Below are 13,363 nucleotides of genomic sequence, written 5' to 3' on the forward strand. Positions count from 1 at the left end.
CTTCAAACCTTTGCCTCTGCCCCTGTGGGGCAGAGGCAGTGGAGTTCAGAAGCACAACAGGCCCTGAACTATCTGTTCAGGCGCACGCACCTGATGAACTATCCCCACTACCGCACTCAGGGCTGGCCGATTGGCTCAGGGCAGATCGAAGGCATCAACAAAAGTGTGATTGGCTGGCGCATGAAGGGTTCGGGCATGCACTGGTCCCGTCCTGGGGCCAGTGGCATGGCCTCGCTTCGTGCCAACCTGAACAACATCAATCCCCTGGTGAGTCTGGATGACGTTCGCCACGCTGCCTTTCCGATCCCAGCTTAGCGGGATGCACCCCCCGACAGGGGACGTACCGGAAGGCGGTCCTTACGGCAGCGTCGCGATCCGCTCCAGCAGCAAAGCAAAAAATGCCTCGTCGCGCACGCCAACGGCCACCCGCGCATTCGCGGCCCCTTCGGTCATGCCGTGCAGATCGCAGACGGTGCGGCCAAAGTTCAGGCCCTCCTGAATCTCGATGTCCACGCGCATGGCCTGCCAGTCCAGCAGCTCTGGGCGAATCAACGCCGCCGTCGCCAGCGGATCGTGCAGCGCGCCGCCGCTGGTGCCGTAGCGTACGCGGTAGACGCCTGCATAGAAGGTCAGCAGTTCAGCGCAGACCTCGCCCGCGCGGTTGCCCAGGCCGCGCAGGGCGGCGATTCTGCCAGGATCCGCGATGCACTGCATGGTCACATTCAGCCCCACCATCCGCAGAGGAACACCAGATTCAAAGACGATGTGCGCCGCGTGCGGATCGGCCAGCGCGTTGAATTCCGCTGCCGGGGTGCGGTTGCCGCCCGTGGTGCTGCCGCCCATCCAGACCACCTCTTTTATAAGTGGCACGGTGTCCGGGGCCAGACGGAAGGCCAGCGCCAGGTTGGTCAGCGGCCCCGTCGCCAGCAGCGTGACCTCGTGCGGGTGCGCCTGGACGGTGCGGATGATGAAATCGGTGGCGTGTTCGGCCTCGGGCGGGCGCGCGGGTTCGGGCAGATGGGACGCGGGCAGGCCGGAGTCGCCGTGGACCGACGCCGCCGAGACCAGGGCGGCCACCAGCGGGCGGTCCGCCCCGGCAAAATACGGCACACCCGCGCCCGCCTCACCCGCCAGGGCCAGCGTGACCCCGGCGTTGTGGACCGTCAGCGGCAGCCCCACGTTGCCGTGCGTGGCGGTGATGCCCAGCACCTGCACTTCCGGGCTGGCCAGCATCAGCAGCCACGCCACGGCGTCGTCCAGACCGGGATCGCCATCGAGAATCACTTTCAGGGGAGACGGGACACTGGGATTGCTCACCTTCCGATTGTAGGACGTACGGAACGCTACACTTGACCCACATCCCTTCTCTGACCCCGAAGGTCAACCATGTCAAGATTGATCGTTCTGAGCATGTTGTGTGGCCTTTCGGTGGCGTCTGTGGCACAGGCGGCCTGTGATATGCAGACCTATCTGCCTGCCGGCACACGCACCTATCAGATGAGCAGCGGCGCGGACAGGTCGACGATGACCATCAAGGCCACACCGCTGTCCGGGGACCGCATGAACGTGCAGACCACCATGAACGGCAAGACGACGCCCATCGTCTGGACATGCACGGCCTCGGGCATGAAGGCCAGCATTCCCGCCGGAGAGGGGGGCGCTCAGGTCAATGTCGACGCGGGATTCTTGCCCAATGCCCGCAAGTGGAAGGCGGGCTATAGCTGGAACAGCAGCAACAGGGTCAATGTCAACGCCCCTGGCGTGGGCGCTATGAACATGACCAGCACCACGGTCAGCAGGATTGTGAAGCAGGAAAAGGTCACGGTGCCCGCCGGAACCTTCACGGCCCTGCGCGTGGACAGCACCACCAGCATCAAAATGAGTCTGCCCGCCGGAACCAGGCTGCCGCCGGGCATGGACCTGAACCAGATGATGGGCGGCAAGACCACCACCAGCGCGTGGTACGTCCAGGGGGTGGGGATGGTCAAGACCACCTCGTCAGACGGCAGCTTCAGCATGGTGCTGACGAAAATCGGGAAGTAGGCCCCGCTCTGCGTTCGCCGCCCACCGGGCCGCGTTCTGCCACAATTCCAGCATGGAACAGTTCGCGCAGTTTTCATTGGATGGGCAGCGGATGTACGGCATGCTCCACACCCCCGACGCCGATGCCCCAGCCCAGGGCTGGCCCTCGGTGGTCTTCGTTCACGGCTACACCGGCAACCGGATCGACCACCACCGCCTGTTGGTCCTGATGTCACGCCTGCTGGCCGCGCGGGGCATTGCCAGCCTGCGCTTCGATTGTCGGGGCAGCGGCGACTCGCAGGGCGACTTCAGCGAGATGACCGTGATGCGCGAGGTGGAGGACGTGGCCGCCGCCGCCGAATACCTGCGAAACCAGCCCGGCATCGATCCCGAGCGCGTGATGCTGCTGGGCTACAGCATGGGCGGCATGGTGGCCTCTCTAGCAGCAAAGCAGGTACGCGCCCACCGGCTGCTGCTGTGGGCACCCGCGCTGCCAGAGCTGTGGCTGCCCCTGCTGCGCGGCGGCGTGCTGCCCCCAACCATCACGGACAGGGACGGCTGGCCGCTGGGTCGCGCCTTCTTGCAGGAGATGCCACGCCTGCGCCCGCTGGAGGCTGCCGCCGCCTGGGGCGGGGTGGCCCACGTCATCCACGGCGACGCCGACACGGTCTGTCCGCCCGAGTGGGGCGTGCGCTATGCCAGGGCACTGGGCTGTGACGCGGCGGCCATTCCCGGCGGCACACACAACTTCACCAGCCTGGAAACGACGGAGATGCTGTACGCGGAAACGCTGCGGTTTTTAAGCGGAGGCTGAGGGCCGTCCGGCACGGCAAAACAGCCCACGTTTGCACGCAGGCTGTCTGTCGAGCTTTCGGAGATGGGAGGTGGGCGCAACGAAGGCCCATCTCCCACACAGCTTTACTTGATCGCGCCGTTCAAGCCGTTGGGGAAGAAGCCGCCCTTGTTCGCGCCGGGGGCCAGATACACGATGTTCAGCACTTCGCGGGTGCTGCGGCCATAGGCGATGGCGTTCTTGTCGGCGGGGGCGAACACGGCGTTTCCGGTGTTGTCGGTCAGGCCCATGTCCTTGCCGCCGCCCACCTTGCCGCGCAGGTTGCTGATGGCCTGCACGACCTGGCCCACGTACAGCCCCGCCGCCGCCGTGATCTGGCGCTGCTGGTACAACATGGTGCGGATCGCGCCGCCGTGGTACGCCTCGACAGCCAGGATTCCGGCGGCAGCCTGAAGGTACGCGGGGTTGGTGATCAGCGTGGCCGCGCCGTTGTAGGCGGTGACGCCCACGTCCTCGAAGATGAACGCGCCGTGCAGGAAGAACAGGTCATTGGCGTAGGGGTTGAAGCCCTTGATGGCCCCGCCGCTGGCCGCGCTGCCTGCCGCCAGGAACGCGCCGTTCAGGTCAATCACCGGACGCATCACGGCTCCCTTGCCCAGCGCACCGTACAGGAACTTGACGTGCAGCAGCTCGTCCTCGGCAATGTCGTTGGCCATCGCCTGCACGGTGCTGTCCTTGAACTGCATGCCGCGCGCCATGTCCAGCCCGGCGGGCACACGGATGGCCGCGTCGCCGCCGATCTTCTTCAACTCGTCCAGACGGCCCACGGCGGCCAGATAAAACGCCGCTTCCAGGTATTCCAGGTTCAGGGCGAAGTTCAGCACATCGCCGTCGATGTCCTTGGCGGGGGCGGCCAGCGCGGGCGCGGCGAGGCCCAGTGCGGCCATGCCCAGACCCGCCTTGCCCAGGAATCCCAGGGCGGCGCGGCGGTTGAGGGCGGTGGGGGCGGTCTGATCGGTGTCGTTGTGGGTCATGGGGAAAGCTCCTTGGTGACAAGAGGGCGGGGCGGGACAGCGCGAATGGGCGTGTCCTGATCGGATGACGTGCGGGTGGGTCCGGGAACTGAAGTCGGTCTCTCCTGACTCAACCGGGTATATGCGGCGGCCCCGCAACCGGATCAGCCGCCACCGAAACATGAACGCCGCATGAAGACCCGCCGCCTCGTTAGAGTGGGCGCATGACCACCTCTCCCACCCTGTTCACGCGCATCATCGCCCGCGAGATTCCCAGCGACATCGTGTACGAGGACGACGATTACATCGCTATCCGCGACATCGCGCCCAAAGCGCCGATCCACCTGCTGGTGATTCCCAAGACAGTCAGCGCCCGCCTGGACGAGATCACCGACGCGCAGGAAATGGGCCACCTGTGGCTGACCGCCGTGAAAGTGGCCCGCCAGCACGCCGCCGACTACCGCCTGCTGGTCAATTCCGGCGAGAAGGGCGGGCAGGTGGTGTTCCACACCCACATTCACATCCTGGCAGGCTGGGAAAACGGCCCGGATTCGGACACCTGATGGGCGATTCTGAATTTTAGGCCGTCCTCTTCGATCTGGACGGCGTGCTGGTGGACAGCGAGTTGCAGGCGAACACCGTCTGGGTACAGTTGCTGGCCGAGCATGGGCTGGAAATCGATCTGCCCACCTTCATGGCCAACGCGGTGGGCGGCACGCACGTCGTTCTGTTCGAGTGGCTCAGGCGCGACTACGGCTGGACGCGCCCCGAAGGCTTTATCCCGGAGATGGACGCGCGATTACATGAGGCATTTGGCAGCACACAGGCCATCGAGGGCGCGGCCCAGACATTAGAGCTGCTGCGCGAATGGGGTCTTCCCTTCGCCGTCGCCAGCAACAGCCTCCGCAGCCGCCTGAAGCGCAAGCTGGAAGCGTCGGGTCTTGCACAGTTGGTAGGCGAACACGCTTACGATCCGGCGCACGTCGGTGGACGCGGCAAACCAGCCCCTGATCTGTATGCCTACGCCGCCGCCCACCTGGGCGCAGACATCACCCGCTGCGTGGTGATCGAGGACAGCGTGACCGGCCTGAGCGCGGGCGTGGCGGCTGGGGCCAGAGCCTGGGGTCTGCTGGCTGGGGGTCACGTCCACCCCGACAACGCCGCACATCTGACGGGGGCAGGGGCCGGACGGATTCTGCGGACGCATACGGAGTTGCAGGAGGCGCTGGAACTGCCGGGCGAACCGCACACCCCACTTCCCTGAGTGGTGTGATAGGTGACGGTGAGGCCACAGAGTTCGGGGCCTGTTGCTGGCGCTTGCCTTTTTCATCATGCCCAGAGTGGATGGCGAGGAGGCCTCTTTGTCCACTCTGCCCGCGCATGTCCACAGCCTCAGACTCTAAACTCGCGCCCATGAGCCATTCCTTTACTCCCCCAATTTTTACAACGCAGCGCCCCCTGCGCGTCGCCGTGATCGGCAGCGGTCCCAGCGGCGTATATGCCGCCGAGGCGCTAATCAAGCAGACGCAGATTCCCGCCGAGATCGACGTATTTGATCGCCTGCCCACCCCCTACGGCCTGGTGCGCTACGGCGTCGCCCCCGATCACCTGACCATTAAAAGCGTGACCAAGGGCTTCGAGAAGACGTTCAGCGACCCGCGCGTACGTTTTCTGGGCAATGTGGAATTTGGCAAGGACCTGACCCACGCCGACCTGAAGGCGCATTACGACGCCATCATGTATACCGTGGGGGCCAGTGGGGACCGCCGCCTGGGCATTCCCGGCGAGGACCTGAGCGGCTCCATGAGCGCCACCGAATTCGTCGCGTGGTACAACGGCCACCCCGACGCCGCCGCCCGCGAAATGGTCCTGAGTGCCACCGGAGTCGCCGTGGTGGGCGTGGGCAACGTGGCCCTGGACGTGAGCCGCATTCTGCTCAAGACGGTGACGGAACTGCAAAGCTCGGACATTGCCCCTCACGCATTGGACACGCTGGAAAAAAGCCCGGTGCAGGACGTCTGGATTCTGGGACGGCGCGGCGCGGCGCAGGCCAAGTTCACCACCAAGGAACTGCGCGAATTCGGTGAACTGTCGGACGCCGATCCGGTGGTCAGGCCCGAGGAAGTGGCCGTAGATGAGGCTGCCGAGGCCGCCATCACTGACAACGTGGTGAAAAAGAATCTGGAAGTAATCCGCGACTTCGCGGGCCGCACGCCGGAGGGCAAGCCGCGCCGCCTCCACCTGCGCTTTCTGGTGTCCCCGGTGGAAATTCTGGGCGACGAGAACGGCAATGTTTCGGGTCTGAAAATCGAGCGCAACACGCTGGACGACTCAGGGAACGCGGTGGGGACCGGGGAAACCGAGATTCTGCCCGTGCAGATGGTGCTGCGCTCGGTGGGCTACCGGGGCGTGGCGCTGCCCGGCGTGCCGTTTGACGAGAAACGCGGCGTGATTCCCAATGCAGAAGGCCGGGTGGACGGACGCACGGGCGAATACACCTCCGGCTGGATCAAGCGCGGTCCCAGCGGCGTGATCGGCACCAACCGCAAGGACGCCACCGACACCGTGGCGCACCTGATCGCGGATGCGGGAGCCGGGGAGTTGCCCGCCGCTGCCAATGCCAGCCGCGCCGAGATCGACGCCCTGCTGCAAGAGCGCGGCGTGGACGTCTACACCTTCGCCGACTGGCAGGCGCTGGATACCCACGAACAGGCGCAGGGCCAGGCGCAGGGCCGCCCCCGCGCCAAAGTGGTCCACAAGCACGAGATGCTGGGCCACCGCCGGAAGTAGAGCGTCAGGCGAACAGGGCGGGCGGGCATTCGTCTCCGCCCGCCTTGCCATACTTTGCCAGTGAACACGCACCACTCCGACATTCTGGTGATCGGTGCTGGCCCCGCCGGGCTGCACGCGGCCTTTTACGCGGCATGGCGCGGCCTGAGCGTGCGCGTGCTGGAAGCGCGGGGCGAGGTGGGCGGCCAACTGAGCGCCCTGTACCCCGACAAACGCGTGTACGACGTACCGGGACTGCCAGGAAAGCGGGCGGCGGAAGTGGTGACGCATCTGCTGCGGCAACTGGACGGGCTGAATGTGGATATGCGCGTGAACACGGTGGCGCGACAACTCGAAAAAGTTGACGGCGGCTGGCGGGTCAGCACAGACGGGGACACTTTCACGGCGGGCGCGGTCATTCTGGCGGCAGGTCTGGGCACACTACTGCCCCGCGCGCCACGCGTTCCCGGTGCAGACGATCACCCGGATGTCCGAACGGATTTCCCCGATGCTGCCGGATTGGGCGGGCGGCGCGTGCTGATCGTGGGCGGCGTGCCCCAGGCGGCAAGGGCGGCGCTGGAATTGATGGACGCCGGGGCGAAGGTGACGCTGACCCACAGCCGGGCCTTATTCCGGGGGAGTCCGATGACGTTAGAAAAGTTAGAGGCCGCGCGAACTGGCGGAGGTCTCGAAATCCTGGCCCTTGCACGGCTGCTCAGGCTCACGCCACAGGGCGCGGAACTGGAGGTAGACAGCGCAGCCCGCAGCATCGGGGCCGACACGGTGCTGATTCTGGGCGGCTACCTGCCAGACCTCTCTCCCATTGGGACGTGGCCGCTGGACTGGCGCGGCGACTATGTCCCTGACGGCCCCGGTGGACGCACCGCGCTGGACGGCGTGTATGTGGTGGGCGATCTGGCGCAGTCGGGCGGCGATTTCAAGCTGATCTCGGTGGCATTTGCCCAGGCTGCCGTCGCCGCCAACCACGCCGCGCATCACGTCATGCCCGAACTGAGGGTCAGACCGGGGCACAGCAGCGAGAAACGCTGACTGCCCTGTCCCTCTCTTTGCCTGGGCTAGAGCTGGGTGATCTGCGGCCCGTCCACCCCCGCCGCTTCCAGCAGGCCCACCAGTCCCAGCGCAAAGCCGTCGTTCAATCTGGCCCACTCCGGGGGAAAGGGCTGGGTGCGGGTCACGTCGTTGGGGACCACCACCAGCCTCATTCCAGCAGCAACAGCGGCCAGACCCCCGTTCAGGCTGTCCTCCACGGCCAGACAATCCTGCGCGCTCAGGCCGAGGCGCTGGGCGGCCAGCACGTACAGTTCCGGGTCCGGCTTGACGCGCCGCACGTCGTCGCGGGTACACAGGACCTTGAACAGGTGGAGCAACCCGTGCTGCTCCAGCCAGCGCGTGACCCACTTGCGGTCACTGCTGGTTGCCAGGGCCAGCGGCCACCCGGCAGCGTGCAGCCCTTCCAGCACACCGCGCACGCCGGGGCGCAGGTCCTGCTGGCCGATATCGGCCACAATGCGCTCATGCAGCCCGGCCTGCACGTTCTCGCGGTCCTCCTGCACCTCTGCGGGCAATCCGGCCCACGGATCGAAGGCGTCCCAGGTGCCGATGCCGCGCTGCCAGTCGATCAGCGCCAACTCGCGCCCGTGCTGCTGGTAGAGCTGCTGCCAGTGCCAGAATTCGCGGGTCTCGGTGTCCAGGATGGTACCGTCGAAATCGAAAACGACGGCGCGCAGTGCGTCAGGATTGGCGGCAGGGGAAGACAGCATGGACAGCAGTTTAAGCGCGGAACCGCTACACCGCAGTCGCGTGACGCTCAAGGGGTAGGCAGCCTCAAGGGGGAGGCGCAGGGGGCACCACATCAGAGTTACTGATTTTGTGAACCATTTAACCTAAAGTAAGGGTGTGCAGGAACTGAACACACCACAGGAGCTGACCGCGCGGACGCCACTGGCCGAACGCGGCGGCGTCCTGAGCGCATCGGCGCAGTGGCGCGGCCAGCCGGTGTTCGTCAAGACCCTGATGGTAGACGACCCCGATGCCCAGGCCCGCTTTCACCACGAGGGCCGGGTGGCGGCGGCGCTGGATCATCCGGCCCTGGTCCCGCTGCTGGCGGCCTCGCCCACCCAGTTGATCTTTCCCTTCATCACGGGCGGCACCCTGCGCGAGCGGCTGGAAACCGGACCCCTGAACATCGACGAGGCCACGTCTGTCGGGATGGGCCTGCTGCGCGGCGTGGCCTACCTGCACGGCCAGGGCGTGACCCATCAGGACCTGAAACCGGAAAACGTGCTGCTTCAGGGCGGACTGGCCCGCTGGGACACGGTGCGGATCATCGACTTCGGCATGAGCCACGCCCTGCACCTGCCGCTGGACATCCACAGCGGCACCCGCATGGGCACACCGCATTTCATGGCCCCCGAGCAGTTTTACGGTATGCGCGGCGACGCCCGCAGCGACCTGTATTCGGTGGGCGTGCTGCTGTTCGACTGTCTGGCAGGCGAGCCGCCCTACGCCGACGCGCTGGGCTGGCTGGCGGGCATTCATACCAGGCGGGCCGAATTGCCCGGCCCGGCGGCGCTGCACCCGCTGCTGCGCGCCGCCCTGTCGCGCGATCCGGCGCAGCGGCCCGGCAGCGCCGTGGGAATGCACCACGGGCTGTGTCAGGCGCGGCTGACGCTGGGGCTGCCCGCCCTGCCCCACGCTGATCTGCCCGAAGCCGCTGTCCTCCACTGTGCGGCGGAGGACGGCGGCTTTTGACCCTGCTGGCCTTTACCGGCAACCGCTTTCTGGCCGAGGAAGCCCTGCGCGAAACGCTGATCAGGCGGGGACTGAACCCGCGTGATCTGCCCCGACTGGGCGGCGACGACGTGACCGCCCAGACCCTGGGACCGCACCTGTCCCCAGGTCTGTTCGGAGACGGTGGAGTGATCGTGGACTTTGAGGGGGTCAAGCCCGACAAGGCGCTGCTGGAACTGCTGGCGAGCGCGGAAGTCACGGTGGCCGTGCTGGACGAAACGGCCCCCGCCACGCGCACCAAGCTGTATCAGGCACGTGGCGAACAGATCGTCTCGGCTGCGCCCAGCAAGCCCGGCGAGATCAGCGGCTGGGTGGTGCAGTACGCCAGAAAGCAGAAGCTGCCGCTGGACAAAGACGCCGCCGCCTACCTGGCCGAGGTCTTCGGCTCCGATCTGGCCGGGATCGCCAGTGAGCTGACCAAGCTGGCGCTGCTGGGCGGCCCCCACACCCGCCAGAGCGTGCAGCGCATCGTGGGCCGCGAGCCGCCGGGCGACAGCTTTGCCATGCTGGGCGCAGCGACGGCGGGCCGCCCCGGCGAGGCGGTGGGCCAACTGCGGCGGCTCATGGCCTCCGGCGAGGACCCCTTCAAGCTGATGGGCGCGGTGGTGTGGCAGTACAGCCTGGTGGCCCGCTGTGTGGCCCTGTTGCAGGAAGAAGGCCGCGTCACTGAAACAGCGGCAGCCCAGCGTCTGGGCGTCAAGCCGTATCCGGCCAAGAAGGCGCTGGACGTGGCCCGCAAACTGAACGAGGCCAGGATTCGCGCCCATCTGGGCCGCATTCTGGACGCCGATCTGGCGATGAAACGCGGGCTGGACGCTGGAGTCACGCTGGAGCGGCTGATCGTGCAACTGAGCGTATAGCACGCTGCCTGAGCGTCCAAAAGCCTAACCGTCCAACCGCAAACACAATTCTGAGCGGTTTGACGGTTTGACTCTCAGACAGCCCTTCAAATCCGAATATCGTTCAGCATGGTCTGCGCCGCCCCGGCGGCAAAACGTCCAGCCACGTCGGGGCGGAAGTACAGGGTCAGACCGCCGTCCTTCATGACCTTGAAGCTCAGGAGGCCCGCAATGGCGGGAACGCTGCCCAGCGCAATCGGGCGGTTGAAGATGGCCGCCAGGTTGTCGTGCAGCGCGTTTGCCACAGCCTGCACGCCAAGACCCGCGAAGTTGTCCACATGAATGCCGATCACCCCGGCCTGCCGCGCGCTCAGGGCCACCTCGCGCCGGGCGTCGGGCGGGGGCGAGGCGGCGAACTGCACCGGAATCGTGACCTCGAAGTTGGGATCGGGGATGAACCAGTGGCCGCTGCTGATCTCGCCGGATACGCGGTAGGTGACCACCCGGTTGCCGCTGCGCGTGAAGTCGTAGGCGGTGTCGCTGACGCCGATGATCACCACGGAATCAATCTCCACGCGGGGATCGTCGGCGGTGCGGCGGCGAAAGGCAGCGGCAAAAGCGGCCAGCACCTGCGCGCCGCTCAGGCTGGCGGTGGCCGGTTCCACCACGCCGTTGCCCTCAAAAAAGATCACGCCGTTCTGAAAGTCGCTGTACCACTGCCACGGGTTCTGGCCGATGTTCAGCTCATCCGATGTGGGATAGCCGTACGCGCCGCGCTCCCAGCCGGTCTGCGCCCAGCGGGCACGTATGCCGCCGCGCACCGTCATCGGCCCGGTTCGGGGATGCCAGTAGATGCTGCCGTTGCCAGAGCAGTGGTTGTAGCGCCCCACGCTATCCGGGGTGCTGGTTTCATCGGTGACGGGCAGTGCCAGATCGCTGTTCGGCCCCCCCTTGCTGTCGTACTTGCGCCGGATTTCGCCGTGAAGCTCATGCGCCCCGCTGAACGGCGAGAAATAGATGTCGGCGTTCTGAAAGCGTTCGCGGTGGCCCCCGCGCACCGCCTCGCAGCCGGAGACGGCGTTACCGGTAAAGCCCGCACCCAGCGCCGCCGCCTTGGCGTCGATGTTGGGGCAGGGATCGTTCTCGTTCAGGGCCAGGTTGTTCACGTCCACACGAATATCCGCGAAATCGCCGCCCTCGTCAGTGTTGCGGACGCGCACATTGAAGCCGCGCGAGGCCCCACTGGCCACCATGCCATCAAAACTGGCGCGGCCATCCAGATCGGTGGTGTTCTCGCTGGTCCCCTCGTACAGCAGCGCACGGCCCGCCACATTCACCGCGCCGCCTGCCGCCTGCCGGTACGTGACACGCAGTTCCACCCGCACCTCGCCGCCGCACTTGCCTATAGTCAGATCGGTCAGCTCTGGCCGGGAGGCGTCCAGCACCAGCGTTCCACCCCGGGTCACATGGGCATGTTCGTCGCTGCCGAAGGTCTCGTCGTCGGTGATGTCCATCCTGACGCCGTGCGTGATTCTGTTCTGCATCCCTGCCGCCTCCTTGCAGGCTTCGGAAAGGCTCCCTCCCGGCTGCAAGTCGGTTGTACCCGGCGGGCCGTGACCGGGCCATGATCGGCAGAGGTGGACGTGCAGTGGGCGGCAGACCACAACGCCCGCCTCCCAGAATGATAGAATTGAACCCAGTCTAATTAAGTTGCTACCTCTCTTTTTCACCACTTTTCCCCAGCCTCTTGCAAGGAGTGTCCAGCATGGATTTCACCCTGAACGACGAACAGCGCCAGCTCCAGCAACTCGCCCGCGACTTTGCCCGCAAGGAAATCATCCCGATTGCCGCCGAGTATGACCGCCGTGAAGAACTGCCGTGGCAGGTGGTGGAAAAGGCGTTTGAAGTGGGGCTGCTCAACCCCACCATCCCCGAACACGCCGGGGGCCTGGGCCTGGGCATGTTCGACGAATGCCTGATCGGCGAGGAACTGGCCTACGGCTGCATGGGCATCTACACCGTGCTGATGGCCTCCGAGCTGGGGATTGCGCCCATCCTGATCGGCGGCACCGAGGAGCAGCAGGCCCGCTTCCTGGGACCGCTGACCGAGAAAGCCGGGCTGGCGGCGTTTGCCCTCTCCGAACCCGGCAACGGCTCGGACGCAGCGGGCATGGCGACCACCGTGCGCGACGACGGCGACGCCTGGATTCTGAACGGCGCGAAGATGTGGATCAGCAACGGCGGGCTGGCCGAGTTCAACGTGGTCTTCGCCACCACAGACAAGAACGGCGGGCATAAGGCGACGGTGGCGCTGGTGGTCCCCAAAGACGCCCCCGGTTTCAGCCACAACAAGATCAAGCACAAGATGGGCCAGCGCGCCAGCCTGACCAGCGAACTGGTGTTCGAGGACGTGCGCGTGCCCAAGGAAAACCAACTGGGCGGGATGGGCGACGGTTTCAAGATCGCCATGAAGACGCTGGACAAGACCCGCATTCCGGTGGCTGCCGGGTCCGTGGGCATTGCCCGCCGCGCGATGGAAGAGAGCATCAAGTACGCCAAGGAGCGCGAGGCGTTCGGCAAGCCCATTACCGAATTTCAGGCCATCCAGTTCAAGCTGGCCGAGATGGCGATGGGCATCGAAACGGGCCGCCTGATGTACCAGAAGGCCGCGTGGCTGGTGGACCAGGGAATGCCGCACGGCTTCGAGAGCGCGATTGCCAAGGCGTACTGCTCGGAAATGGCCTTCAGCGCCGCCAACGAGGGCATTCAGGTGCATGGCGGTTACGGCTACGTGGGCGAGTACCCGGTGGAAAAGCTGCTGCGCGACGTGAAGCTCAACATGATCTACGAGGGAACCAACGAGATTCAGCGCGTGGTGATTGCCCGGAACCTGCTGAAGTAAAGGCCGCACATCCATCCCTCTCCCCTGCCCTGCGGAGAGGGTTTTCTTATCGCCTGTCCGGCTCCCTTTGCTCATCCCCACTGGACTGCGGGTACGGTCAGCGCAGGAACAGCCCGATGACTGTGGCCGTACTGATGGTCAGAAGAGTCACCAGCACTCTGCTTTCCTGTTGGAAGGGCAGCCCGCGCGGTGGGTCAGGCCGGAGAGTGCGCCG

General features: G+C 66.0%; 12 protein-coding genes and 2 pseudogenes. 10 read left to right on the forward strand and 4 right to left on the reverse strand.

Annotation, left to right across the window (positions count from 1 at the left end; all coding sequences use genetic code 11):
* A pseudogene (locus Q319_RS0108700) lies at positions 1-315 on the forward strand (hypothetical protein); the annotation flags it as partial.
* Between the two features lie 42 nt (positions 316-357).
* Here the strand turns inward: Q319_RS0108700 and Q319_RS0108705 are convergent.
* Positions 358-1,317, reverse strand: a complete 960-nt coding sequence (locus Q319_RS0108705) for a nucleoside hydrolase (RefSeq protein WP_029481895.1) — start codon at positions 1,315-1,317, stop codon at positions 358-360.
* A 141-nt stretch (positions 1,318-1,458) separates the two neighbouring features.
* Here Q319_RS0108705 and Q319_RS0108710 point away from each other — a divergent pair, with 141 nt between their 5' ends.
* Both Q319_RS0108710 and Q319_RS0108715 read left to right on the forward strand, forming a co-directional pair.
* Positions 1,459-2,043: a TapB family protein gene (locus Q319_RS0108710; protein WP_029481897.1), complete on the forward strand. Its 585-nt coding sequence runs from the start codon at positions 1,459-1,461 to the stop codon at positions 2,041-2,043.
* 52 nt (positions 2,044-2,095) lie between these two features.
* Entirely contained in the window at positions 2,096-2,836 is a 741-nt protein-coding gene (locus Q319_RS0108715) for an alpha/beta hydrolase family protein (RefSeq protein WP_029481899.1), read from the forward strand.
* 104 nt (positions 2,837-2,940) lie between these two features.
* Here the strand turns inward: Q319_RS0108715 and Q319_RS0108720 are convergent, their stop codons facing one another.
* On the reverse strand, positions 2,941-3,849 hold the full coding sequence (locus Q319_RS0108720; protein ID WP_029481901.1) for a ferritin-like domain-containing protein: 909 nt from the start codon (positions 3,847-3,849) through the stop codon (positions 2,941-2,943).
* A gap of 203 nt (positions 3,850-4,052) precedes the next feature.
* On the opposite strand from Q319_RS0108720, the gene Q319_RS0108725 reads away from it, so the two are divergent.
* The 4 genes and pseudogenes from Q319_RS0108725 (at position 4,053) to Q319_RS0108740 (ending at position 7,647) form a co-directional block, all read left to right on the forward strand.
* Positions 4,053-4,391: a histidine triad nucleotide-binding protein gene (locus tag Q319_RS0108725; protein WP_029481903.1), complete on the forward strand. Its 339-nt coding sequence runs from the start codon at positions 4,053-4,055 to the stop codon at positions 4,389-4,391.
* Positions 4,392-4,423: 32 nt separating this feature from the next.
* Positions 4,424-5,092 (forward strand): annotated as a pseudogene (locus Q319_RS24360) (HAD family hydrolase); the annotation flags it as partial.
* 149 nt (positions 5,093-5,241) lie between these two features.
* Positions 5,242-6,618 carry an FAD/NAD(P)-binding protein gene (locus tag Q319_RS0108735; protein WP_029481904.1) on the forward strand — a complete coding sequence of 459 codons (1,377 nt, stop codon included), beginning with the start codon at positions 5,242-5,244 and terminating at the stop codon, positions 6,616-6,618.
* A 60-nt stretch (positions 6,619-6,678) separates the two neighbouring features.
* Entirely contained in the window at positions 6,679-7,647 is a 969-nt protein-coding gene (locus Q319_RS0108740; protein ID WP_029481905.1) for an NAD(P)/FAD-dependent oxidoreductase, read from the forward strand.
* Positions 7,648-7,673: 26 nt separating this feature from the next.
* On the opposite strand, the gene Q319_RS0108745 is transcribed toward Q319_RS0108740, so the two are convergent.
* The gene (locus Q319_RS0108745; protein WP_034414383.1) at positions 7,674-8,378 is read right to left on the reverse strand and encodes an HAD family hydrolase; all 705 of its coding nucleotides are present in this window, start codon (positions 8,376-8,378) and stop codon (positions 7,674-7,676) included.
* 136 nt (positions 8,379-8,514) lie between these two features.
* On the opposite strand from Q319_RS0108745, the gene Q319_RS0108750 reads away from it, so the two are divergent.
* Positions 8,515-9,369: a serine/threonine-protein kinase gene (locus tag Q319_RS0108750; protein ID WP_051655226.1), complete on the forward strand. Its 855-nt coding sequence runs from the start codon at positions 8,515-8,517 to the stop codon at positions 9,367-9,369.
* Entirely contained in the window at positions 9,366-10,268 is a 903-nt protein-coding gene (gene holA, locus Q319_RS0108755) for a DNA polymerase III subunit delta (RefSeq protein WP_029481910.1), read from the forward strand. Before Q319_RS0108750 ends, holA begins: the two co-directional genes overlap by 4 nt.
* Positions 10,269-10,354: 86 nt before the next feature.
* Here holA and Q319_RS25460 read toward each other — a convergent pair whose 3' ends face one another.
* Positions 10,355-11,791: an LGFP repeat-containing protein gene (locus Q319_RS25460; protein WP_051655227.1), complete on the reverse strand. Its 1,437-nt coding sequence runs from the start codon at positions 11,789-11,791 to the stop codon at positions 10,355-10,357.
* Positions 11,792-12,012: 221 nt separating this feature from the next.
* Between Q319_RS25460 and Q319_RS0108765 the strand changes: the two genes are divergently transcribed.
* Positions 12,013-13,149, forward strand: a complete 1,137-nt coding sequence (locus tag Q319_RS0108765) for an acyl-CoA dehydrogenase family protein (RefSeq protein WP_029481914.1) — start codon at positions 12,013-12,015, stop codon at positions 13,147-13,149.
* Positions 13,150-13,363 lie beyond the last annotated feature (214 nt).

Origin of the sequence: Deinococcus marmoris DSM 12784 (genome assembly GCF_000701405.1) — a bacterium.
In the GTDB taxonomy this organism is placed as follows: Bacteria; Deinococcota; Deinococci; order Deinococcales; family Deinococcaceae; genus Deinococcus; species Deinococcus marmoris.